Genomic DNA, 23,351 nt, shown 5'->3' on the forward strand with positions numbered 1-23,351 from the left:
GTGCGGTGCGTGCGGGTCCGCGCGGTGTGCCCTGCGCGGGCGGTGCGGCGCGGTGGTGGTGTGGTGGTGCGGCGCGCGTGAAGTGCGGTGTGAGCGGTACGACTTCGGCGCGTCCTCAGTCTCCGGCCGCGAGGGGGTCCGGCGCGCTGGTGCTCAGCGCAGTCTTTTCCGGGGGAAAACCCCACCCTTGTTGGTGTGGTTCTCCGAGCCCCGTACGAGCCGCCGTACGAGCCGCCCCCGTGCCCGGCTCGTAAAGACAATCTAAGAACAGCCCGGGGCCCGCCTCATCCTCCGGCGGGACGAACGCCCCCCGGTCCGATGTACGGAGGTACCCCTAGGGGATCTCCACCCGCCGGTGGAGATCACCTCAGGGTTGCCTCCACCCTGCCCTCCACCTCCGCCGGGTGAGAAAGTGGCCCGCAGCAACCGGATGCAGGGGGAAGGAAGTTCCGTGGGCACCCAGGACGCGATACGCGGCAGGGGCGCGGTCGTCGCCGCGCTCATGCTGGCCATGGCGCTGGCCGCCGTCGACTCGACGATCGTGTCGACCGCCGTCCCGCAGATCGTGGGCTCGCTGGGCGGCTTCTCGATCTTCTCCTGGCTCTTCTCCGGCTACCTCCTCGCCGCCACCGTCACCCTGCCCGTCTACGGCAAGCTCTCCGACACCTTCGGCCGCAAGCCGGTGCTCGTCGTGGGCTGCGTGCTGTTCCTGCTGGGCTCGGCGCTCTGCGCGTGCGCCTGGAACATGGAGTCGCTCATCGCCTTCCGCGTCGTCCAGGGGCTGGGCGGCGGCGCGGTCCAGGGCACCGTGCAGACCCTCGCGGCCGACCTCTACCCGCTCAAGGAACGCCCCAAGATCCAGGCGAAGTTGTCGACCGTCTGGGCCACCTCGGCCGTCGCGGGACCCGCGCTCGGCGGCTTCATCGCCTCGTACGCGGACTGGCGCTGGATCTTCCTGATCAATCTGCCCATCGGGGCGGTCGCCCTCTGGCTGATCGTGCGCCACCTGCACGAACCCGAACGGGAGAGCGTCCCGCGCGGCCGCGTCGACTGGCCCGGCGCGCTCGCCGTCTTCGCCTGCGGCGGCACGCTCCTGACCGCCCTCGTGCAGGGCGGCGTCGCCTGGGACTGGCTGTCCGCGCCGTCCCTCGCCCTGTTCGCCGCCGGGCTCGCGCTGATCGGCGCCGTCGTCCTCATCGAGCGCAGGGCGGCCGAGCCGATCATCCCCGGCTGGGTCTGGCAGCGCCGCACCATCGCCGCGGTGAACCTCGCCCTCGGCGCGCTCGGCCTGCTCATGGTCGCCCCCACGGTCTTCCTGCCGACCTACGCCCAGTCCGTGCTCGGACTCGCGCCCGTCGCCGCCGGGTTCGTGCTCTCCGTGATGACGCTGAGCTGGCCCGTCTCGGCCGCGCTCAGCCAGCACGTCTACCGCAGGATCGGCTTCCGCAACACCGCCGTCGTCGGCATCGGCGCCGCCGCCCTGATCCTCTTCGCGTTCCTGCTCCTGCCCTACCCCGGCAGCGCCTGGCAGCCGGCCCTGCTCATGCTGCTGCTCGGCGCCGCGCTCGGCCTCTTCCAACTGCCGTTGATCGTCGGCGTCCAGTCCACCGTCGGCTGGGCCGAACGCGGCACGGCCACCGCCTCCGTCCTCTTCTGCCGCCAGATCGGCCAGACCCTGGGCGCCGCCCTCTTCGGCGCGGTCGCCAACGGCGTCCTGAGCGCCCGCCTCGGCGGCTCGGGCTCCCTGGACTCGGTGGCCCGCATCCTGGACGACCCCGGCTCCGTCGCCGACCCCGAACCCCTGCGCCGGGCCGTCGACGCGGCGGTCGACGCGGTCTACCTGGGCGCGGCCTGCGCGGCCCTGGCCGCCCTCCTGGTCCTCCTCTTCCTGGCCCCCCGCCGCTTCCCGGTCCTCCAGGAGAACCACCTCGCACCCCGACCGGAACGGGTGCCGCCGAAGTGACCGCGCCTCCGGTGCTCCTGGCCGAGGGCGAACGGTTCACCGCTCGGTTCACGCCCCCCCGCATCCGGCGGTCCGTCGGGCGGGCGCGGGACCCCAGGGCTGGGCCCCAGGGCGGGGAGCCCAGGGCGGGGGCCCTTCCCTACGGTGTCTCCTCCGCCGGGGCGCGGCCCGTCAGGGCGGCCAGGCTGGTGCGGACGTGGTCCATGTGGGCCCGCACCTCGTCCCACTGCTCGCCGTGCTCGCGCAGCACCCGCTCCGTCTCGCGGGCCACCCGCTCCTCGACGACGCCGGCCTCCGCGACCAGCTCCGCGGCACGGGCCTCCGCGTCCTCCTGGCGGTGACGTGCGGACTCCTCCGCCTCGGCGAAGGCCCGCTTGGCCTCCGACAGGCGCGCCTCGGCGGCGGCCACCCGCTCCGCCTCCCACGCGTCCGACGCCGCCTCGCGGTCCGCCGCCTCCCGCTCGGCGGCCTCCCACCGCTCCTTGTGCTCCTTCTCCTGCTCCGCGAGCATCCCCTCGCACCGCTGCCGCATCTCCCGCAGCGCCGCGAGCGCCTCGCCCCGCCACTCCTTCACGTCCCGCCGGGCGGCGAGCCGCGCCTCGTCGGCCGTGGTCCGGTCCGCGCGCAGGCGCCGGTCCGCCCGCTCCTCCGCGTCCGCGCCGACCGCGTCGGCCGCCGCGCGCGCGGCGTCCCGCAGCTCCCGCGCCCCCGCCTCCGCGGCCTCCGTCACCGCCTGCGCGTCGGCCCTGGCCGCCTCCAGGACGGCGGCCCCCTCGGTCTCGGCGAGCGCCAGGATCTGCCGGGCCCGCTCTCCGAGCGTCTCGTACGTCTGAGGGGCGAGCCGGGACACCACGTCCCGCAGGCGCTCGGCCTCCGCCTCCATCTCCTTGGCCAGGACGGTCAGCCGGGCCGCGCGCTCCCACGACCCGTCGCGCTCCTGGGACAGGGCGGCGGCGTACGCCTCGACCTGTTCGGGACGGTAGCCGCGCCCCCGCACGGTGACGAAGCCGTGCGGCGACGACGATGCACCGCTGCTGCTCATCCTTGGATCCCCTCTCCGAGGTACCACGCGCGTACAGCACGATTGGCGCACATCTTGATGGATCAAGTGGAAGTGCTCATAACGCGACACTCCGCCCACTCCACCCGGTCAAGGATGCGCCAATTGGTGGCAGAAGTCGGAATCGGGGTGTCGTCCCCGGCCGCGCACGGCCGAGGCGCCCGCCCCCTTCCGGGGGTCGGGCGCCTCGGTCCGGCACGTCGTGCCGTACGACGACGGGCTACAGCAGGCCGTCCCACATCTGCTCTAGGAGCACCGACCACCAGCTCTCCGGCGACGCGAGCGCCGCCGGGTCCAGGGCGGCGAGCTGGCTCTGGAAGTCGACGGTCCAGCGGCCCGCCTGCTCCTGGTTGAGCCCGTACCGCAGCCGCCACATCCGGCCGAGCAGCGCCATGCAGCGGGTGAACTCGGGCAGCCCGGTGTTCACGAACTGCGGCGGCACCGGCGCACCGCCGGGCCCCGCCTCCACCGGCACGGCCACGATGTTCGCCGTCCCGTACTGCACGCACAGGGCGCGGCCGAAGTCGCTGCCCATCACCAGGTACGAGCCCGCGTCCGACGCGGCCTGCACCCCCCGCTCCTGCGCCAGCTCCGCCAGGGTCGGCACCGGCCTGCCCGGCTGGGCCTGCGCCCAGAAGAACGGCCCGAAGTCGACGGGCAGCCCCGCCACCACGAGCGTGTGCGCCACGATGTCCGGCACGCCCTGGCGCGACACCGCCCGCTGGTCGAAGCGGAAGATGCCGGGGCCGAAGGCCGCGGCCAGCTCCTGCGCGACGCCCTCCGGCGGGATCGGCGGGACGGGCGGCATCGGCTGCAGCGGTGCCCGCACCGGCGCGGGCCTGGCCGGGCCGTCCGCCACCTGGTGCAGCTCGCCCTGGTGGGCGAGGAGTTGCTGCATGCCCTGCCGGCGCGACGCGTGGTCCCTGCCGTACGGGGCGATCGAGGTGATCCGCGCCTGCGGCCAGGTCTCGCGGATCATCCGGGCGCAGTACGCGCCCGGCAGCTCGCACGACTCCAGCTCGGTGTGCAGCTCCAGGACCTGCTGCGGCGGCACGTTCATGCCGCGCAGCTCGTGCAGGATCTGCCACTCCGGGTGCGGGGTGCCGGGCGCCGAGCGGCGGATGACCTGCTGCTCGGAGCCGTCGGCGGCGCGGTAGCGCAGCACGGCCTGGTAGCCGGGGCCGACGGTCGGCTGGCCGACGGGCGGCTGCGGATAGCCGTACGGCTGCCCGCCCGGCGGCACACCGGGCGCGCCGGGTCCGGGCATGCCCGGGGCGGGCGGCGGCATACCGGGCGCGCCCGGACCGCCGACGGCGGGGCCGGCCAGCATCGTCGCGGCGTGGTGGACACCGCCCGGAGGCGTACCGGGGGCCGCGGGCGGCAGCGGGGCGCCGGGCGGACCGGGAGGCTGGGGAGCACCGGGAACGCCGGGCGGACCCGGGGGCTGGGGCGCACCGGGAGCACCCGGCGGCTTCACACCACCGGGACCGCCCATGCTCGGATCCGCCAGCATCGTCGCCGCGTGGTGGACACCGCCCGGAGGCGTACCGGGGGCGCCGGGCGGACCCGGAGGCTGCGGGGCGCCCGGAGCACCGGGCGGGCCGGGAGGCTGGGGCGCACCCGGAGCACCGGGCGGACCGGGAGGCTGCGGAGCACCGGGAGCACCCGGCGGCTTCACACCACCGGGACCGCCCATGCTCGGATCCGCCAGCATCGTCGCGGCATGGTGGACACCGCCCGGAGGCGTACCCGGGGTACCAGGCGTACCCGGCGTGCCGGGAGCGGCCGGAGCACCCGGGGCGCCGGGCGGCTGGGGCGCACCCGGTGCCGCGGGCGGCCCGGGCTGCCCGTCCGGGCCGAGCGAGGAGACGAGCTGCGTCGGGACGTACCCACCGGCAGGCGTGCCGGGCGCACCGGGCCCGGACGGCGGCGGCGTACTCCCCGCGGGCGCGGCGGGCGCACCCGGCGGGGCGGGAGGCGGCGGCGTGCCCGCACCGCTCCCCCGCGGCCCGTCCGCCTTGCTCGTGGCGGCGGAGGCGAGGTCACCGGCCGCTGCCGAGGCGTCGGGCCCCTGCGGATAGCCGTAAGCGGAAGCACCCGGCGGCGGAGGCGGCGGCGAACCGGCAGGCGGCTGCGACGCGTTCGGCGGCGGACCCGCAGGTGCGGCAGGCGCCTGCGGATAGCCGTAAGCCGAAGCACCCGACGGAGGCGGCGGCGAACCGGCAGGCGGCTGCGACGCGTTCGGCGGCGGGGCGGTGGGGCCGCCCGGCGACGCGTCGTCCAGGGCGGGCGCGACCGACGTCCGCGGCAGCTGGCTGCCCCCGTGCATCAGGGCCGTCTTGGCTTCCGGCGCGGCACTCGGCGGCGGCGCGTCGTCCTCGTCGAGGTTGGCCAGCGGCGGCGCGAACACCGTCGCGGGCAGCGCCACCGAGTGGTCGTCGCCCTCGTCCGCGTTGGTGTCCGTACCGGCCCACGGGGTCGCCCCCGCGGGCAGGCCCGGCGACGTCGCGGGCAGGCTGTCGGCCCGCTCCGGCTCGCCGCCCCCGTCCGCCGCCGCGGGCCACGGCGTACCGCCGCCCGGCGCCGCAGGGCCCGAACTCCCCGTCTCCGCAAGCCCGTCCGGCGAAGCCGAAGCCGCGGCCGGAGACGGAGAAGAGAACGGAGAAGGAGCAGGGGAAGGGGAAGGGGAAGGGGAAGGGGAAGGGGAAGGGGAAGGGGAAGGCGACGGAGATGGCGACGGCGCCAAGTCCTGCGGCTCCGCGGCCTCGTCGGCCCGCTCCGCGTCCTCGTCGGCCCGCGCACCCGCCCCCGCCCCCGCCCGCCGGTCCGGAATGCCGAGCTTGTCCGCCGCCTCCTGGAGCCACTCCGGCGGGCTCAACAGGAACGACGTCTGGTTCAGGTCGACCCGCTCCGGCGGCGGGGGCGCCGCGTCCTGCGGACCCACGTCCGGCAGCCCGTACTCCTCCTCGTACCGCCGGATCACCTCGCCCACCGGCAGCCCGGGCCACAGCGTGGCCTCGCCGCTGTCCCGCGCGATGACGAGCCGCTGGGCGCCGCCGTCGGACACCGGACCGTTCTCCCGGTCCTCGGCCCACACGACGAACCCCAGGTCGAACTCCCGGACCCGCACCTCACGGTGCTGATAGCCGGGCACCTCGCCGTTGATCCACTCCTCGGCGCGCTCCTGCGCCTGCGCGAAGGTCACCATCGCCACGTCACTCCCCACCCGAGGACACGGGGACGGCCTGCGCGAAGCCGCCGTCCACCATCAGGTTCGCCACGGTCTCCAGCTCCGGCGGATTGCCCGCGAGCCGGGACAGGAACGCGTCGAAATCGTCGCCGCACGGCAGCAGCAGCCGCCGCACCCGCTCGGCCGGCGGCCACGAAGCCGCCTCCGAGACGTCCCGCGCGTCGTCGTACGCGCAGAACCACACCGACCCGACCCGGTCGCCCTTGACCTTCACGGCCAGCAGACCGCCCTGCACGAACCCGACTCCCAGGTAGTCCTTGGTGAGATGGTCGCGCAGGCACTTGTTCACGTACACCAGATCGTTCACCGCGGCCTCGTCGCGCACCGTGAAGAACGGCTGGTCCACCAGGAGGCCCAGCTCCGCGTCGAGCGCGGCACCGACCGGCGCGCAACCGCCCGCCGCCTTCAGGAACGTCCGGTAGGCGCCCGGCAGCCGGTACCCCAGGTCCTCCTCCACGCCCTGGACCTGCTGCTCGGTCACCGCCACCGCCGACTTCGGCAGCGCGAAGTGCGCCGGCCGCGTCTCCTGCAGCGGACGCGTGCCCCGCTTGTCCTGGTCCACCGGCGTCGTCGCGATCCCGCCGTGGTGGCGCAGCAGCGCCTTCACCTCGACCGGCACCAGTTCGAGCCGACGGCTGTTCGGCACGTGGTGCCAGGTCCAGCCGTGCGGGGTCGCCACCGCGGGAATCGTGTCCCACAGCTCGTGCCCCTCGGCCGCCGACGCCGCGTTCGCCGACACGTAGTCCGTCAGGCGCAGTTCGTCCACGCCGAAGCCCTCCGGGGGCTCGGCGATCTCGGCGGCCGCCCGCGCGTACGCCGAGAAGTCCGGATAACCGTGCTCGTCGACCCGCACCCCTCTGGGATGGCGCGCGGCCCGGACCGGATCCGGGAAGTGCACGACCTGCCCGGCGTAGGCCGCGTTCGGCGGCGCGGACTGCTGCCCCAGCCGACCTGTCGTCATGGCGGTTGCCCCCTGCGGCACTGTGGAAGGTTCTGGTTCCGTCGTACGGACCGACCGGCAGAACCGGCTCAACCGGCTCGCGAGAACCGCCTCCGGCCCGGCGACGTCGACACAGCCTATGCGCAAGAACGGCACCGGTCACCGGGCCTCCGCTTCCATGACCACCAGCCACCGGACGGTCACCGTGCGACGAAACCCGACGGAAAGCCAGGCGTGTCGCAGTGCCCCAGCTTCCGCACCACCCGCCCCATTTGGCAGGCTGTCCCCGCGACGCGGGGGCGTGGCACACGCGGTGACGACCGCGCAGCAGGGGGAGGGAAGAGCACGATGCAGACGGCACAGAGCGGCATGCCCGGCCACACACTGCCCACCACGGCAGCCACCACCGACGGCACGAGGGACCACGGGACGGACCGGGCCACCGGAGACCCCAGAGTCGGCTGGAGCACCACGGCCGCCCACGCACCCGTCCTGCGCCAGCGCCGCGACGGCATCCTGCCCACCGTCGCCGCCGCCCTCTCCGTACGCGGCCAGACCACCCTCACCTGCACCGCGGGCCGCGGCGAGGAACCCCCCGCCCTGCACCCGCTCGTCCAGGACTTCCTGGACACCCTCACCAGCGGCCAGCGCGAACGCTTCACCGGCCGCTGCGCCGAGGCGATCCTCATCTCACGCCACCTCGGCGCCGCCGACGCGAGCCGCTCCAAACGCGCCTCGCGCAAGGCGATGACCAACGGCGAGGCCCGCAAGGCACTCAAACACGCCAAACTCACCACCCGCCGCATCCGCGAGGACGGCGACCCCCTGCACGGCGCCTTCGCCCAGCCCTGCCGCTCCTGCTCCGCCCTCACGGCCCACTTCGGCGTACGGGTCGTCGACCCCACCGCCGAGGCCTGACCGCCCCCCGGACACCCGCAGGACCGGCGCCCCACCCACCGACCGCCCGTCCCCACGACCGTCCGCCCCAGAGAACAAGGGCCACCCCATGCACCCCGAGCAACCCGCCACGACCACCGCACCGGCCGCCGGCGGCTCCACCCGCTTCCCCGTCCCCGTCGACGCCGCGCTCCGCGCCGCGGGCTGGCGCCCGGGCCACTGGGACATAAAGCAGGCGGAGATCTGGGCCGACGCCCTGCGCGGCCACACCTCACCCGCCGGACACCGGCACACCGTCTTCCCCGCCGCCGTCGAGGCCTGGGCCGAATTCGGCGGCCTGCACATCACCCCGCAGGGCCCCGGCCGCCAGATAGCCCCGGCCACCGTGCACCTCGACCCCATGTACGGCCTGCACCTCGCCCGCACCCTCGGCGACCTCGGCCGCGCCCTGGACACCGAGGTCTGCCCCATCGGCGAGGAGACCGACACCCAGGCGCTGCTCGCCATCGACACCGAGGGCCGCGTCTACAGCCTCGACCACAGCGGCGACTGGTTCCTCGGCGCCCACATCGACCAGGCGCTCGCCACGCTCGTCACGGGCGCCCAGCCGGTCCGCCTGTCGGCGAGCGCGGGAGCGTAGAAACAGGAACACGCCCCCGGGGAGGGGAGCCGACGGCCGGGACCTCGCGGATCCGGCCTAGCCCAACGCCACCGCCGCCGCGGGCAGCACCGCCGAGACACGGAAACCGCCCCCGTCCGTCGGCCCCGACACGAACACCCCGCCCAGACCCGTCACGCGTTCCTTCATGCCCACCAGGCCATTGCCCCCGCTGGGCAGCCGCGCGTCGGCCGAGCCCACCTCCGGCGGGGGTTCGTTCTCCACCTGCATCGCGATCTCGGCGCCCCGGTGCGCGAGCCGCACGTACGTCTTCGCGCCCGCCGCGTGCTTGTGGACGTTGGTCAACGCCTCCTGCACCACCCGGTACGCCGTCTGCTCGACGTCCGCCGCATAGTCCCGCGGCTCGCCCTCCACCGAGAGCTCCACGGCCATCCCCGCGGCCCGCGACTGGCCCACCAGCTCGTCCAGCTCCGCCAGCGAGGGCCCGTCCTCGTCCACCGCGCGGGACGCCGCCGCGGCCGCCGCGAACCCCACCGCCGCCAACGGCAGCGGCTCCGCGGGCTTCACCGCCTTGGCGCCGTCGCCCGCGCGCAGCACCCCGAGCATCTCGCGCAGCTCGGTCAGCGCCTGCCGGCCCATGTCCCCGACCAGCGCGGCGTTCTTCACCGCCTTCTCCGGATCCTTGCGCGCCACCGCCTGCAGCGCCGCCGCGTGCACGACCATCAGGCTCACCCGGTGCGCCACCACGTCGTGCATCTCGCGGGCGATCCGCGTCCGCTCCTCGTTGCGCGCCCACTCCGCGCGCTCCTCCGCGCGCTCGGCCAGCAGCTGGAGCTCCCGCTCCAGGCTGTCCGCCCGCTCCCGCATGCCCTCGACGAGACGGCGCCGCGCGCCCACGTACAGGCCGAGGAGGACCGGGGGCGCGGTCACGCCGACCGCGGCGGTCACCGCGAAGAAGGGGATGAACTCGCTGCCGATCGACGGGCTGCCCTCCGCCGCGTCCTGGTTGGCCCGCACCAGCGCGACGACCAGCGTCCCCGCCATCGACATGCCGGCCAGCGCGCCGGTGATCCGGCGCGGCAGCTCCGAGGCGGCCAGCGTGTAGAGGCCGACGACCGTCAGGAGCACGCCCATCTGCGCGGGCGTGATCGCGATCGATATCAGCACCACGGCGATCGGCCAGCGCCGCCGGATCAGCAGCGAGGCCCCCGCGAGCACGCCGAAGCCGACCCCCACCGGCGTGGGCAGCCCGGAGTCGCGCGCGAAGGCGATCCCCTCCGCCCCGCACTCCGCCGCGGACAGCGCGGCGAGCCCCACGTCCAACGCGGCGCCCCGCCACCGCTCCCACCACCACGGCCCGGTCATGGCCGTGGTGCCGTCGTCCCCCGTCGTGGTCATGTCCTCCAGCGTACGGGCGTTCCGCCCCGGTTTTCCGGTGAGTTTCCCCCGCGGTGATCGAGCACACGCCCCGTTCGACGAGAAGCGAAACCACCCGCTATCCCTCGACCTGTCGAACCCTTCACCCTTTGACACCGGACCTCCGCATTCCGGACGAACGTCGTCACATGACAGAGATCACGCGCCCCGACCCGGGAGCGACCGGCAAATCCGGGGCCGAGTTGCACCGTCGCATCGAGGGCGCCTGGTACGGCATAGTGTTGTCCGCACACCGCTCCGACCGGTGAGATCGGACGTGTGCGGCGAACCATCCCGGGTCGTCTAATGGCAGGACAAATGGTTTTGGTCCATTGAATGAGGGTTCGATTCCTTCCCCGGGAGCTCCGTGATGCGGGTCCCGACCTCCCAGGTCGGGACCCGCCCTCATTTCCACCCCCCTACGCCCCGGTATCCTGCGGATGTCTCCTCCCCCCAGAGGAACCCCAACCCATCCGAAGCCGAAGGGCACCCTCGTGAGCGCCAACCGCCCGGCAGCCGTCGTCGTCCTCGCAGCGGGTGAGGGCACCCGTATGAAGTCGGACCGCCCCAAGGTCCTGCACGAGATCTGTGGTCGTTCCCTCATCGGGCACGTGCTCCACGCCGCCTCCGCGCTCTCGCCCGAGCGGCTCGTGACCGTCGTCGGCTTCCAGAGCGAGCAGGTCCGCGAGCACCTGGGCGTCATCGCGCCGCAGGTCCGCACCGCCTACCAGGCCGAGCAGAACGGCACGGGGCACGCCGTGCGCATCGCGCTGGACGAGCTCGGCGGCACCGTCGAGGGCACCGTGATCGTGGTCTGCGGCGACACCCCGCTGCTGACCGGCGAGACGCTGCGCAAGCTGGCCGCCACGCACGACGGCGACGGCAACGCGGTGACCGTGCTGACCGCCGAGGTGCCGGACGCGACGGGCTACGGCCGCATCGTGCGCGACGGCGCCGACGGCGCGGTGACCGCGATCGTCGAGCACAAGGACGCCTCGGACGCGCAGCGCGCGATCCGGGAGATCAACTCGGGGGTGTTCGCCTTCGACGGGCGCCTGCTGGCGGAGGCGCTCGGCAAGGTCCGTACGGACAACAGCCAGGGCGAGGAGTACCTCACGGACGTCCTGGGGATCCTGCGCGAGGCCGGGCACCGGGTCGGTGCCGCCGTGGCCGACGACCACGAGGAGATCGCGGGCATCAACAACCGCGTCCAACTGGCGCAGGCCCGCCGCACCTTGAACGACCGCCTGCTGACCGGCGCGATGCTGGCCGGTGTGACGGTGGTGGACCCCGCGTCGACCTGGGTGGACGCGACGGTCACCTTCGAGCGGGACGCGATCGTGCACCCCGGCACGCAGCTGCACGGTGCGACGCACCTGGCCGCGGGCGCCGAGGTGGGCCCCAACACCCGCCTGAAGGACACCACGGTGGGCCCGGGGGCCCGGGTGGACAACACCGTCGCGGACACCGCGGAGATCGGCGAGGGCGCGAGCGTGGGCCCGTTCGCGTATCTGCGGCCGGGTACCCGGCTTGGAGTGAAGGCCAAGGCAGGTACGTATGTGGAGATGAAGAACGCGACGATCGGCGACGGTTCGAAGGTGCCCCACCTGTCGTACGTGGGGGACGCGACCATCGGCGAGTTCTCCAACATCGGCGCCGCGAGCGTCTTCGTGAACTACGACGGCCAGGCCAAGCACCACACGACGGTCGGGTCCCACTGCAGGACCGGTTCGGACAACATGTTTGTGGCTCCCGTCACGGTCGGGGACGGTGCCTACACCGCCGCCGGGTCCGTGATCACGAAGGACGTGCCGGCCGGTTCGCTGGCCGTCGCCCGGGGCCAGCAGCGGAATATCGAGGGCTGGGTGGCCCGAAAGCGTCCGGGGAGCGCGGCCGCGAAGGCGGCGGAGGCGGCGTCCCGGGAGCCGGCCGGCGAAAGCTGACCGGAAACAGGTGCGCCTGACACGGCGTACCGTGATAGGTGCACATTCGGCCGACTCGACGCACCGGGACGCGTGAGTACGGCAGCGGGAAGAACTCTCTGAGGAGACAGTGCTGTGACCGGGATCAAGACGACCGGCGAGAAGAAGTTGATGCTCTTCTCCGGCCGCGCCCACCCCGAGTTGGCCGAGGAGGTCGCACACAAGCTGGGTGTCGGCATCGTGCCGACGAAGGCCTTCGATTTCGCCAACGGCGAGATCTACGTCCGCTACCAGGAGTCGGCGCGCGGCGCCGACTGCTTCCTGATCCAGAGCCACACCGCTCCGATCAACAAGTGGATCATGGAGCAGCTGATCATGATCGACGCGCTGAAGCGCGCGTCGGCCCGCTCCATCACCGTCATCGTGCCGTTCTACGGTTACGCGCGGCAGGACAAGAAGCACCGCGGTCGTGAACCGATCTCGGCGCGGCTGATCGCCGACCTGATGAAGACCGCGGGCGCGGACCGCATTCTCACGGTCGACCTGCACACGGACCAGATCCAGGGCTTCTTCGACGGCCCGGTGGACCACCTGTTCGCGCTGCCGATCCTCGCGGACTACGTGGGCGCGAAGGTCGACCGCACGAAGCTGACGGTGGTCTCGCCGGACGCCGGCCGCGTGCGCGTCGCCGACCGCTGGTGCGACCGTCTCGGCGCGCCGCTGGCGATCGTCCACAAGCGCCGTGACAAGGACGTCGCGAACCAGGTGACCGTCCACGAGGTCGTGGGTGAGGTCAAGGGCCGCGTCTGCGTCCTGGTCGACGACATGATCGACACCGGTGGCACGATCTGCGCCGCCGCCGACGCGCTGTTCGCGCACGGTGCCGAGGACGTCATCGTGACGGCGACGCACGGTGTGCTGTCGGGTCCGGCCGCGGACCGTCTGAAGAACTCGAAGGTCAGCGAGTTCGTGTTCACGGACACGCTGCCGACGCCGAGCGAGCTGGAGCTCGACAAGATCACGGTGCTCTCGATCGCGCCGACGATCGCGAACGCGGTGCGCGAGGTGTTCGAGGACGGCTCGGTCACGAGCCTCTTCGAGGAGCAGTAGGACCGCCGGGGCCGCCCGGCCCCTGAAGATCCTTTTGGGTGTGGCCTCCCGGCCGAGTAGACTTCTGAAGTTGCTCGGCGAGGGAGGCCGCACTTCTTGGTGCGGCGGTCCGTTATCGACGCGCTCTTCGTAGCAGGCCAGTCGTATGGCCGGGTAACCCCATCCGACACCTGTTGTACGAGGAGTGCACATGTCTGAGGTCAAGCTCACCGCTGAGACCCGCACCGAGTTCGGCAAGGGCGCCGCCCGCCGCATCCGCCGCGAGGACAAGGTCCCCGGCGTCCTGTACGGCCACGGCGCCGAGCCGGTCCACCTGACGCTGCCGGGCCACGACCTGCTGATGGCGCTGCGCACGCCGAACGTCCTGATCTCCCTGAACGTGGACGGCAAGACCGAGCTGGCGATCCCGAAGGCCGTGCAGCGCGACGCCCTCCGTCAGGGCATCCTCAAGCACGTCGACCTGCTCATCGTGAAGCGCGGCGAGAAGGTCACCGTCGAGATCCCCGTGCAGACCGAGGGTGAGCTCGCGCCGGGCGCCAACCTGCTCGAGCACGTCCTGAACACGCTGCCGGTCGAGGCCGAGGCCACCCACATCCCGACCGAGGTCACCGTCTCGATCGCGGGCCTGGACGCCGGTGCGTCGGTTCTCGCCAAGGACATCCCGCTGCCCAAGGGCGTCACGCTGGCCGTCGAGGACGACGCGGTCGTCCTGCAGGTCCTGGCCGCGCAGGCCGAGGAGGCCCCGGCCGAGGGCGAGGCCGAGGGCGACGCGGCCGCCGAGGCCTGAGCCTCGCGACGCACGTTCGGCACGGCAGCCGCCGCTTCCCTCGGGGGGCGGCGGCTGCCGCGTATGAGGCAGTGATGCGCGTATGAAGGAGACATGCACGTGACGACGGATGCCAGCGCCCCCTGGCTGATCGCGGGCCTGGGGAATCCGGGCCCGGAGTACGCCATGAACCGGCACAACGTCGGCTTCATGGTGGCCGACCTGCTCGCGCAGCGCATGGGCGGCAAGTTCAAGCGGGCCGCCAAGGCGCAGGCCCAGGTCGTCGAGGGCCGGATCGGTGCGCCGGGTCCGGGCAGCCGTCGGGTGATCCTGGTGAAGCCCATGTCGTACATGAACGTCTCGGGCGGTCCGGTGACGGCGCTGCGGGACTTCTACAAGGTGCCCACCGAGCACATCGTGGCGGTCCACGACGAGCTGGACATCGACTACGCCACGCTGCGGCTGAAGCTGGGCGGCGGCGACAACGGCCACAACGGACTGAAGTCGATGACGAAGGCGATGGGCCCGGACTACCACCGGGTGCGGTTCGGCATCGGGCGTCCGCCGGGGCGGATGCAGGTCGCCGACTTCGTCCTGAAGGACTTCTCCTCGACCGAGCGCAAGGAGCTCGACTACTTCGTGGACCGCGCGGCCGACGCGGTGGAGGCCCTGGTCACGGAGGGTCTGGAGCGGGCGCAGAGCACGTACAACTCCTGACGCGCAGCGCGGTCACCGCACCGCATGCGGCGACGGCCCGCCCGGACCGATGTCCGGGCGGGCCGTCGCCGTCCGCGGGCGGCCGTGGTTCAGCCGGTGTTGCGCAGGCCCGCCGCCACGCCGTTGACGGTGAGCAGCAGGGCCCGGCCGAGCAGCGGGTCCGGCTCCTCGTCGGCCGCGGCCGCGTCGCGCTGGCGCTTGAGGAGGGCGACCTGGAGGTAGGAGATCGGGTCCAGGTAGGCGTCGCGGATGGCGAAGGTCTGCTGCAGGGCGGGGTGGGAGTCCAGGAGCTCTTCGCCGCCGGTGATGCGCAGGACCTCGCGGACGGTCAGCTCGTGCTCTTCCTCGATGGTGGCGAAGACGTGCTTGAGCTCGTCGGGGACCAGGCTGTCGACGTAGTGCCGGGCGATGCGCAGGTCCGTCTTGGCCAGGGTCATCTCGACGTTGGAGACGAAGTTCCGGAAGAAGTGCCAGTGCTCGTGCATCTCGTCCAGGACGGTGTCCAGGCCGGCCTCGCGCAGCGCCTTGAGGCCGGAGCCGACGCCGAACCAGCCGGGCACGATCTGCCGGGACTGGGTCCAGCCGAAGACCCACGGGATGGCGCGCAGGCCGTCGAGCGAGACGCCGGAGCCGGGGCGGCGGGAGGGCCGCGAGCCCAGGTGCAGGTCGGCGAGCTGGTCCACCGGCGTGGACGCGAGGAAGTACGTCGGCAGGTCCGGGTCCTCGACGAGCTTGCGGTACGCGGAGTGCGCGGCGTCGGAGACGACGTCCATGGCCGCGTCCCAGCGGGCCAGCGCCTCGTCGGACTGGCGGGGGGCGGTGTGCAGGGCGGAGGCCTGCAGGGTGGCCGCGACCGTCAGCTCCAGGTTCTCCCTGGCCAGCGAGGGGACGAGGTACTTGTCGGAGATGACCTCGCCCTGCTCGGTCACCTTGATCTCGCCCTCCAGGGTGCCCCAGGGCTGGGCGAGGATCGCGTCGTGCGAGGGGCCGCCGCCGCGGCCGACGGTGCCGCCGCGGCCGTGGAAGAGGCGCAGCCGCACGCCGTAGCGGTGGGCGACGTCGCGGAGCCTGCGCTGGGCGCGGTGGATCTCCCACTGGGAGGTGGTGATGCCGCCGAACTTGGAGGAGTCGGAGTAGCCGAGCATGACCTCCTGCACGTCGCCGCGCAGGGCGACCAGGCGGCGGTACGAGGGGTCGGCGAGCATCTCGTCGAGGATGACGTCGGCGGCGCGCAGTTCGTCGGTGGTCTCCAGGAGCGGCACGATGCCGATCCTGGCCCAGCCCGCGTGCAGGTCGACGAGACCGGCCTCACGGGCGAGGACGGCGGCGGCGAAGACGTCGTCGGCGCCCTGGCACATCGAGATGATGTAGGACTCGACGACCTCGGGGCCGAAGACCTCCAGGGCCTTCTTGACGGTGTGGAACACGCCGAGGGTCTTCTCGCCCGCGGCGTCCAGCGGGGCCGGGGAGGGGGCGAGGGGACGGCGGGACCTGAGCTCCTTGGCGAGGAGCTTCTGGCGGTACTCGCGGGGCATGTCCGTGTAGCGCCAGGACTCCTCGCCCAGGCGGTCGAAGAGCTGGCCGAGCGCGTGGTGGTGGGCGTCGGCGTGCTCGCGCACGTCCATGGTGGCGAGCTGCAGGCCGAACGCGGCGAGGGTGCGGATGGTGCGGTTCATCCGGCCGTCGGCGAAGAGGGCGCCCTTGTGCTCGCGCAGCGAGGTCTGGATGAGGGTGAGGTCGTGCAGCAGCTCGGCGGTGCCGAGGTAGTCGCGGCCGTCCTCGTGGGCGCTGCCCTTGGCGAGGCGCTGCTTGGTGTTCTCCAGCTTCTGCCGGATGCAGGTGGCCTTGAGCCGGTAGGGCTCCTCGGCGTTCAGCCGCTTGTAGCGGGGGCTGATCTCCGGGAGGCGCTCCAGGTCGCACTGGAGGGAGGCCTTGAGCTCCTCGGTGGCTCCGGTGTAGCGGATGGAGTTGGAGAGGAAGCCGCGCAGCTCGTCGATCATGTCGAGCGCGTCGTTGATGCCGTGCTCGTGCTGGAGGATCAGCACGTCCCAGGTGACCTGCGGGGTCACGTTCGGGTTGCCGTCGCGGTCGCCGCCGATCCAGGTGCCGAAGCTGAGCGGGCGGGTGCCCTCGGGCAGGGCGACGCCGACCCGCTCCAGCTCGGCGGTGAGGTCCTCCAGGACGTCGCCGACGGCGCCGGCGTGCAGCTCGTCGAGGTAGTAGATGGCGTTGCGGGCCTCGTCGGCGGGCTCGGGGCGCACGACGCGCAGCTCGTCGGTCTGCCACACCAGGTCGATGTTCTCGGCGAGGCGGACGTCGTGGCGGCGCCGGTCGGACTCGATGACCGGGGTCTCCAGGAGCTCGGCGACGCGGCGGAGCTTGTTGAGGACCGAGCGGCGGGCCGCCTCGGTGGGGTGCGCGGTGAAGACGGGCCGCACGTTGAGGTGCTGGACCGTCTGGCGCAGGTGCTCGGGGTCGGCGTCCTTGAGGCGGTCGGCGGTCCGGGCGAGCAGTCCGCCCTCGGCGGCCCGCCGGGTGCGCAGTTCGCGGCCGCGGTGCACCTGCTCGGTGACGTTGGCCAGGTGGAAGTAGGTGGAGAAGGCGCGGACCAGCTTGGCCGCGGTCTCCAGTTCGGTGCCGCGCAGGAGGGCCGCGGCGGCCTCGCCGTCCTCGCGGGTCAGCCGGCGGACCTTCTCGACCAGTTCGAGGAGCTCGGGGCCCTCCTGGCGTACGAGGGTCTCGCCGAGCAGGTCGCCGAGGCGGCGGATGTCGGCGCGCAGCTCGGTGCTGGCGGTGCTGGTGGCCTGCTGGCCCTGGTCGTCGGCACTGCTCACAGGTGCGGCTCCTTGCAGTGTGGAAGCACGTCAAGACTGGGAGGGGTCCCGGGTGGGGATCCGGGGGAGATACAGAGCGGACCGCGCTGTCCGACCGTGTCCAAGGATAGGTGTCACTTCGGCGCTCGGAGCTCACGGCCTCTTGCCGCGGCGCTCCTCGCTGCCATACTTACGTCGCCGTAGGTTACGGACCCGTAGGAAAAGACCGGCTCCGTTCCCGCGTGCCCGTAGACAACCCTCATTCCTCGACCCCACAGGGGACGTGCCCATGACGACAACCTCCGATGCGTACTCCGACGCCGATGTGATCGAAGACGCTCCGCGGGCGGCCGGCGACCCGGCCGCCGAGATTCCCTCCGCGACGCTGGGCGGTGAGCAGAAACGATCTCTGGAACAGATCACGCTGCTGCTGTTCATCGCCGTGCCCTTCCTCGCCCTGCTCGCGGCGGTGCCGCTGGTCTGGGGCTGGGGGGTGAGCTGGCTGGACCTCGGCCTGCTCGTCTTCATGTACTTCCTGGGGTGCCACGGCATCACCATCGGCTTCCACCGCTATTTCACGCACGGCTCCTTCAAGGCGAAGCGGCCGCTGCGGATCGCGCTGGCGGTGGCGGGGTCGATGGCCGTGGAGGGTCCGCTGGTGCGCTGGGTGGCCGACCACCGCAAGCACCACAAGTTCTCCGACGCGGAGGGCGACCCGCACTCCCCCTGGCGGTTCGGCGAGACGGTCCCGGCGCTGATGAAGGGCCTGTGGTGGGCGCACATCGGCTGGATGTTCGACGAGGAGCAGACGCCGCAGGAGAAGTACGCGCCGGATCTGATCAAGGACCCGGCGATCCGCCGGATCTCGCGGCAGTTCCTGTTCTGGACGATCGTGTCGCTGGGCATTCCGCCGCTGGTGGGCGGTCTGGTGACGATGTCGTGGTGGGGCGCGTTCACGGGCTTCTTCTGGGGTTCGCTGGTCCGGGTGGCGCTGCTGCACCACGTGACGTGGTCGATCAACTCGATCTGCCACGCGGTGGGCAAGCGGCCCTTCAAGTCGCGTGACCGCTCGGGCAACGTGTGGTGGCTTGCGGTGCTGTCCTGCGGCGAGTCCTGGCACAACCTCCACCACGCCGACCCGACGTCGGCGCGGCACGGCGTGATGAAGGGGCAGATCGACTCCTCGGCGCGGATCATCCGCTGGTGCGAGCAGCTGGGCTGGGCGTCCGACGTGCGGTGGCCCTCGCAGTCGCGGCTGGAGTCGCGGCGCAATCCCGCGGGCGCGGGCGAGTCCCGCCGCCCGGCGCGCTCCGCCGACGCGGCATGATTGACGACGTGGCGACCGACTCCAGCAACGCGAACCCTGCCGGCAAAGAGAAGCAGCCCCGGCGCACCCGCCGGACCCGGATGACGGGGGCCGAGCGCCGGGAGCAACTGCTGGACATCGGCCGTACGCTCTTCGCCGCCAAGGGCTTCGAGGGCACCTCGGTGGAGGAGATCGCGGCGAAGGCCGGGGTCTCCAAGCCGGTGGTGTACGAGCACTTCGGCGGCAAGGAGGGGCTGTACGCGGTGGTGGTCGACCGCGAGATGCGGGCGCTCCTGGACATGGTGACGGGGGCGCTGACCGCGGGGCATCCGCGTGAGCTCCTGGAGCAGGCGGCGTTCGCCCTGCTCGACTACATCGAGACGTACACGGACGGTTTCCGCATCCTGGTGCGCGATTCGCCGGTGGCGCAGTCGACCGGCACCTTCGCCTCGCTGATCTCGGACATCGCCACGCAGGTCGAGGACATCCTGGGCCAGGAGTTCAAGACCCGTGGCTTCGACCAGAAGCTGGCGCCGCTGTACGCGCAGGCGCTGGTCGGCATGGTGGCGCTGACCGGCCAGTGGTGGCTGGACGTGCGCAAGCCGAAGAAGGCGGAGGTGGCCGCCCATCTGGTCAACCTGGCCTGGCACGGCCTGGACGGTCTGGAGCCGAAGCCGCGGTTGATAGGGCACAGGAAGAGCTGACCGCCCGCCCCGGCGTCAGTCGCCGGGGCGCGGCTCCAGGAACTCCAGGCGGTTGCCGACCGGGTCGTGGGAGTAGAACCGCCGGTGCCCGGGGAGGCCGTCGTCCCAGACGACCTCGGCGCCGTGCGCGGCGAGCCGGTCGGCGTAGGCCTCGATGTCCCGTACGCGCAGCCCGGGGTGCGCCTTGCGGGCGGGCCGGAAGTCCTCCTCGATCCCCAGGTGCAGGTGCACGCCGCCGGTGCTGAACCAGCAGCCGCCGCGGGCGGCAAGCACCGGGGGCTTCGCCGTCTCCGTCATGCCGAGCACGCCGCCGTAGTAGGCGCGCAGGGCGGGTTCGCTGCCGGGCGGGGCGGCGAGCTGGACGTGGTCGACGGCCGTGAGCATCAGGCACCGTCCTTGACGGCGACCGCGAAGATCCTGCGGAAGGGGAGGACCGTGCCGTGGGCCGTGGCCGGGTAGGCCTCGCGCAGCAGGTCGCGGTAGGCGGTGAGGAATGCCTCCGTGGCCGCCGGGTCGTCGGCGAGCGCGGTCAGGACGGGGCGCAGGCCGGTGCCCTTGACCCAGTCGAGGACGGGGTCCTCGCCGGTCAGGAGGTGCAGGTAGGTGGTCTCCCAGACGTCGGCCGCGCAGCCGAGGTCCGCGAGCCGCGCCAGGTAGTCGCCGGGGGCGAGGACGGCGTCGGCGTGCCGGAGCAGGCCGCCGAGGCGCTCGCGCCAGGGCGGGGACGCGGCGAGCTCCCGCATCAGGACGTGGCTGGGGGCGTCGAAGTTGCCGGGCACCTGGAAGGCGAAGGTGCCGCCGGGCGCGAGGGCCCGGGTCCAGGCGGCGAAGGAGCCGGGGTGGCCGGGCACCCACTGCAGGGTCGCGTTGGACAGGACCAGGTCGTACGTGCCGGGCGCGGGCGCCCAGTCGGTGGCGTCGGCGGGCGCGAAGTCGAGGCGGCCGCCGCCGGGGGTGGGCCCGGCCAGGGGCTCGGCGCGGGCCAGCATCTGCGGGGAGTTGTCGTAGCCGGTGATGTGGGCGTCGGGCCAGCGGTCGGCGAGCAGCCGGGTGGTGTTGCCGGGGCCGCAGCCGAGGTCGGCGATCCGGGGCGGGCGGCCGCGTGCGGGCAGCTCGGGGACGCGGGCGAGCAGGTCGGTGAAGGGGCGGGAGCGGTGGTCCCGGTGGCGCAGGTACTGGCCGGGATCCCAGGTGGCGGCGGCTGCGGCGGCGGACATGGGGGCCTCCTCGGGGACGGGCGCGGGCGCGCCGGTCGGCGTCGCGCCGGGGTCGCGCTGACGTCCCGTACGCGCTTCTCCGCCATCCTGAACCCCGAAGTCTCTTGACGTCAAGAGACTTCATGTCGACAGACCCCCTACACTGATCGTCATGGAGGACGAGGTCGATCGGCTGGTCGCAGCGTGGCGCCGGGAGCGCCCGGACCTCGACGTGGAACCACTCGAGGTACTCAGCCGCGTGAGCAGGCTCGCGCGGCACCTGGACCGCGCCCGCAGACTCGCCTTCGCCGAGCACCATCTGGAGCCCTGGGAGTTCGACGTCCTGACGTCGCTGCGGCGCGCGGGCGCGCCCTACCAGCTCTCCCCCGGCCAGCTCCTGACGCAGACGCTCGTCACGTCGGGCACGATGACCAACCGCATCGACCGGCTGGCGAAGAAGGGCCTGGTCGAGCGCCTGCCCGACCCCAGCGACCGGCGCGGCGTCCTGGTGCGCCTGACCACCGAGGGCCAGGACCGCGCGGACCAGGCCCTGGCCGGCCTGCTCGAACAGGAGCGGGCGATCCTGGTGGAGCTCTCCCGCGCCCAGCGGGGTGAACTGGCCGGGCTGCTACGCCAGTTGACCGCCCCGTTCGACAACATCCCCGGCTAGGTCGGCCGGGCCCACGCCCGCGCGCCGGGCGAGCGCCACGGCGGCGAGGGTGGAGTGCACGCCCAGCTTGCCCAGGACGTTCTGCATGTGGGTGCGCACGGTGTGCGGCGAGAGGAAGAGCCGCTCGGCGACCGCCTTGCGGCCCAGGCCCGCCACCATGCAGCGCAGCACCTCGCGCTCGCGCGGGGTCAGCGACTCGACCAGGCGCTCGGACTCGGTGCGGTGCTTGCGGGCCGCGGTCAGCTCGCGCAGCACGCCGGTGAGCAGGGCGGGCGGCAGGTGCGTCTCGTCGCGCAGCACGCCCCGTATGACCGTCAGGAGCCGGGAGAGCGAACAGTCCTTGGCGACCCAGCCCGAGGCGCCGGCCTGCAGCGCGAGGGCCGCGCGGCGCGGGTCGTCCTTCTCGGCGAGCACGACGGTGCGCACGGCGGGCTGCCCGGAGCGGACCCCGGCGACCAGCGAGATGCCGTCGACCAGCCCGTCGGCGGCGCCGTCCTGGACGGGGGCGGCCACGGGGCTCCCCCCGGACCGGGCGAAGCCGAGGGTCTGGGGGAGGCCGCCCTGCATCGCGCTCGCGGTGGCGCCGAGGTCGGCGTCGACGAGCAGCACGTCGTATCTGCGGCCCTCGGTGACCGCCCGCTCCAGGCAGCGCAGCGCGGCGGGGCCGCTGCCGGCCGCGGACACGTCGACGTCGGGCTCGGCCGCGAGTGCGGCGGCCAGCGACTCGGCGAAGATGCGGTGGTCGTCGACGACCAGGACTCGAATACGAACCACGGAAACCCCCTTCCCCGCGCTCCTGCCAGGAGCTGGGGATACCCCTTGATCGGGGACCGGTTGGTGCGGGTACGGCGCCCGGAGCGAGGATTCGCGCAGTCCCACGGCCGCCGCCGTGCTGTGACTGCCCACCCCACTGCCAGGCGTCGTACCCGACTGTCTCGCCCCCTGATCAGTGCCGGCCCCCACCGGCACTGCCCTTCAGAGTAGGGCCGGACGCCCGGAGCGGAAGGTGATTTGCAGAACTGATTGACCGACGCGTTTATGGTGAGCCGTATGTTTCGTATTGAGACGGGAGTCGACAAAGAGCGACTTGGTCTGCTCCGCTCGCGGCTGAGCGAGACGAACACGGCCGCGTCCCCGGCCCTCCGCGCCCTACGCGGCACCCGCGACGACCAGGAAGTTCCCCTGGCGATCTGGGCGTTGGACGACTCGGGCGGCCTGGCGGCGGGGCTCGCCGCGCACACCTGGGCGCGCTGGCTGCACGTGAACCACTTGTGGGTCGACGACCGTCACCGCGGGGCGGGGCTCGGCTCCCGGCTGCTCGCCGAGGCGGAGCGGGTGGCCCGGCAGGAGCGCGGCTGCCTCAACTCCCGGGTGGAGACGTGGGACTTCCAGGCCCCGGGCTTCTACCGCGGCCAGGGGTACGAGCTGGTGAGCGTGATCCCCGACTACCCCGAGGGCGTCAAGGAGTTCACGCTCACCAAGCGGCTGGGCTGAGCCGGGCAGCGGGCGCTCAGGCCGCGAGGCCCAGCGCCAGCGCGCCGACCACCGGCGCCGCGTACACCAGCGGGAAGGGGATGTGCGCGTACCAGCGGGCCCGCACCACGGTGACGACGGCCCCGGCGAAGTAGAGGACCAGCGCGATCCCGGCCGCGAGGCCGACGGCCGGGACGAACAGGCCCACGAGCAGGCCCGCGGCGCCCGCGGCCTTGGCGGCGCCGAGCCGGGGCAGCCACGTCATGGGGACGCCGTAGTCGGCCATCGGCTGCACGACCCACTGGGCGCGCAGGAAGACGGAGGCGGCGGAGAAGCCCACCATCGCGGCGGCGACCAGGGTGACGACTGTCTGGGTGGTGGACATCGTGGGTGCTCCTCTGCGGGCGGCGCCCGGTGCGGAGTGTCGCCCCGGGCTGGTGTCTGGCTGCTTTCACTGCCATGACGGAGCCCTCGGGCGGAGTGTGACCGCTCGGCGGAGAACTCTTTTCCCCGCCCCGGCCGCGGTGCG

At 73.1% G+C, this 23,351-nt stretch carries 20 protein-coding genes and 1 tRNA gene; 12 read left to right on the plus strand and 9 right to left on the minus strand.

Going from position 1 to position 23,351, the window contains the following annotated elements:
* The first annotated feature begins 430 nt into the window (after positions 1–430).
* A complete protein-coding gene (locus ACFYXE_RS32410; RefSeq protein WP_389318899.1) occupies positions 431–1,963 on the plus strand; it encodes an MFS transporter in 1,533 nt (510 codons plus the stop codon).
* 139 nt (positions 1,964–2,102) lie between these two features.
* Here ACFYXE_RS32410 and ACFYXE_RS32415 read toward each other — a convergent pair whose 3' ends face one another.
* The 3 genes from ACFYXE_RS32415 to ACFYXE_RS32425 all read right to left on the minus strand — a co-directional run bounded on the left by ACFYXE_RS32415 (position 2,103) and on the right by ACFYXE_RS32425 (position 7,234).
* Positions 2,103–3,005: a cellulose-binding protein gene (locus ACFYXE_RS32415; protein WP_389318755.1), complete on the minus strand. Its 903-nt coding sequence runs from the start codon at positions 3,003–3,005 to the stop codon at positions 2,103–2,105.
* A 238-nt stretch (positions 3,006–3,243) separates the two neighbouring features.
* Complete coding sequence (locus ACFYXE_RS32420; RefSeq protein ID WP_389318901.1) at positions 3,244–6,231, minus strand: SUKH-4 family immunity protein; 2,988 nt, start codon at positions 6,229–6,231, stop codon at positions 3,244–3,246.
* A gap of 7 nt (positions 6,232–6,238) precedes the next feature.
* Positions 6,239–7,234 carry an SMI1/KNR4 family protein gene (locus ACFYXE_RS32425; protein ID WP_361177317.1) on the minus strand — a complete coding sequence of 332 codons (996 nt, stop codon included), beginning with the start codon at positions 7,232–7,234 and terminating at the stop codon, positions 6,239–6,241.
* Positions 7,235–7,561: 327 nt separating this feature from the next.
* On the opposite strand from ACFYXE_RS32425, the gene ACFYXE_RS32430 reads away from it, so the two are divergent.
* Both ACFYXE_RS32430 and ACFYXE_RS32435 read left to right on the plus strand, forming a co-directional pair.
* Positions 7,562–8,131 (plus strand): YwqJ-related putative deaminase, encoded by a 570-nt coding sequence (locus ACFYXE_RS32430; protein ID WP_389318758.1) that lies wholly within the window; start codon positions 7,562–7,564, stop codon positions 8,129–8,131.
* Positions 8,132–8,219: 88 nt separating this feature from the next.
* Positions 8,220–8,750, plus strand: coding sequence for an SUKH-3 domain-containing protein (locus tag ACFYXE_RS32435; protein ID WP_389318760.1), 531 nt, complete (start codon positions 8,220–8,222; stop codon positions 8,748–8,750).
* Between the two features lie 57 nt (positions 8,751–8,807).
* Here ACFYXE_RS32435 and ACFYXE_RS32440 read toward each other — a convergent pair whose 3' ends face one another.
* Entirely contained in the window at positions 8,808–10,127 is a 1,320-nt protein-coding gene (locus ACFYXE_RS32440) for a histidine kinase (protein ID WP_361177311.1), read from the minus strand.
* A gap of 310 nt (positions 10,128–10,437) precedes the next feature.
* On the opposite strand from ACFYXE_RS32440, the gene ACFYXE_RS32445 reads away from it, so the two are divergent.
* The 5 genes from ACFYXE_RS32445 (at position 10,438) to pth (ending at position 14,660) form a co-directional block, all read left to right on the plus strand.
* Positions 10,438–10,508, plus strand: a tRNA-Gln gene (locus tag ACFYXE_RS32445).
* Between the two features lie 131 nt (positions 10,509–10,639).
* Entirely contained in the window at positions 10,640–12,088 is a 1,449-nt protein-coding gene (glmU, locus tag ACFYXE_RS32450) for a bifunctional UDP-N-acetylglucosamine diphosphorylase/glucosamine-1-phosphate N-acetyltransferase GlmU (RefSeq protein ID WP_361177307.1), read from the plus strand.
* 114 nt (positions 12,089–12,202) lie between these two features.
* On the plus strand, positions 12,203–13,177 hold the full coding sequence (locus ACFYXE_RS32455; RefSeq protein WP_389318763.1) for a ribose-phosphate diphosphokinase: 975 nt from the start codon (positions 12,203–12,205) through the stop codon (positions 13,175–13,177).
* Between the two features lie 190 nt (positions 13,178–13,367).
* Positions 13,368–13,964 (plus strand): 50S ribosomal protein L25/general stress protein Ctc, encoded by a 597-nt coding sequence (locus ACFYXE_RS32460; RefSeq protein ID WP_389318765.1) that lies wholly within the window; start codon positions 13,368–13,370, stop codon positions 13,962–13,964.
* Positions 13,965–14,057: 93 nt separating this feature from the next.
* The gene (gene pth, locus ACFYXE_RS32465; protein ID WP_389318767.1) at positions 14,058–14,660 is read left to right on the plus strand and encodes an aminoacyl-tRNA hydrolase; all 603 of its coding nucleotides are present in this window, start codon (positions 14,058–14,060) and stop codon (positions 14,658–14,660) included.
* Positions 14,661–14,749: 89 nt separating this feature from the next.
* Here pth and ppc read toward each other — a convergent pair whose 3' ends face one another.
* Positions 14,750–17,494 (minus strand): phosphoenolpyruvate carboxylase, encoded by a 2,745-nt coding sequence (gene ppc / locus ACFYXE_RS32470; protein ID WP_389318769.1) that lies wholly within the window; start codon positions 17,492–17,494, stop codon positions 14,750–14,752.
* Between the two features lie 268 nt (positions 17,495–17,762).
* Between ppc and ACFYXE_RS32475 the strand changes: the two genes are divergently transcribed.
* Both ACFYXE_RS32475 and ACFYXE_RS32480 read left to right on the plus strand, forming a co-directional pair.
* Positions 17,763–18,800: a fatty acid desaturase gene (locus ACFYXE_RS32475; protein ID WP_361177297.1), complete on the plus strand. Its 1,038-nt coding sequence runs from the start codon at positions 17,763–17,765 to the stop codon at positions 18,798–18,800.
* Positions 18,797–19,483, plus strand: a complete 687-nt coding sequence (locus ACFYXE_RS32480) for a TetR/AcrR family transcriptional regulator (RefSeq protein WP_361177295.1) — start codon at positions 18,797–18,799, stop codon at positions 19,481–19,483. The genes ACFYXE_RS32475 and ACFYXE_RS32480 overlap by 4 nt, the downstream gene beginning before the upstream one ends.
* A 15-nt stretch (positions 19,484–19,498) precedes the next feature.
* Here ACFYXE_RS32480 and ACFYXE_RS32485 read toward each other — a convergent pair whose 3' ends face one another.
* Both ACFYXE_RS32485 and ACFYXE_RS32490 read right to left on the minus strand, forming a co-directional pair.
* Positions 19,499–19,867 carry a VOC family protein gene (locus tag ACFYXE_RS32485; RefSeq protein WP_361177293.1) on the minus strand — a complete coding sequence of 123 codons (369 nt, stop codon included), beginning with the start codon at positions 19,865–19,867 and terminating at the stop codon, positions 19,499–19,501.
* Positions 19,867–20,700: a trans-aconitate 2-methyltransferase gene (locus ACFYXE_RS32490; protein WP_389318772.1), complete on the minus strand. Its 834-nt coding sequence runs from the start codon at positions 20,698–20,700 to the stop codon at positions 19,867–19,869. Before ACFYXE_RS32490 ends, ACFYXE_RS32485 begins: the two co-directional genes overlap by 1 nt.
* A gap of 151 nt (positions 20,701–20,851) precedes the next feature.
* Here ACFYXE_RS32490 and ACFYXE_RS32495 point away from each other — a divergent pair, with 151 nt between their 5' ends.
* Positions 20,852–21,349 (plus strand): MarR family winged helix-turn-helix transcriptional regulator, encoded by a 498-nt coding sequence (locus ACFYXE_RS32495; RefSeq protein ID WP_389318774.1) that lies wholly within the window; start codon positions 20,852–20,854, stop codon positions 21,347–21,349.
* On the opposite strand, the gene ACFYXE_RS32500 is transcribed toward ACFYXE_RS32495, so the two are convergent.
* Positions 21,308–22,123, minus strand: coding sequence for a LuxR C-terminal-related transcriptional regulator (locus ACFYXE_RS32500; protein WP_389318776.1), 816 nt, complete (start codon positions 22,121–22,123; stop codon positions 21,308–21,310). The genes ACFYXE_RS32495 and ACFYXE_RS32500 overlap by 42 nt on opposite strands.
* A 264-nt stretch (positions 22,124–22,387) precedes the next feature.
* On the opposite strand from ACFYXE_RS32500, the gene ACFYXE_RS32505 reads away from it, so the two are divergent.
* Positions 22,388–22,843: a GNAT family N-acetyltransferase gene (locus ACFYXE_RS32505; RefSeq protein ID WP_361177285.1), complete on the plus strand. Its 456-nt coding sequence runs from the start codon at positions 22,388–22,390 to the stop codon at positions 22,841–22,843.
* Between the two features lie 16 nt (positions 22,844–22,859).
* Here ACFYXE_RS32505 and ACFYXE_RS32510 read toward each other — a convergent pair whose 3' ends face one another.
* A complete protein-coding gene (locus ACFYXE_RS32510; protein WP_389318778.1) occupies positions 22,860–23,207 on the minus strand; it encodes a DoxX family protein in 348 nt (115 codons plus the stop codon).
* Positions 23,208–23,351 lie beyond the last annotated feature (144 nt).

This window comes from Streptomyces sp. NPDC002564, assembly GCF_042889645.1.
In the GTDB taxonomy this organism is placed as follows: domain Bacteria; phylum Actinomycetota; class Actinomycetes; order Streptomycetales; family Streptomycetaceae; genus Streptomyces.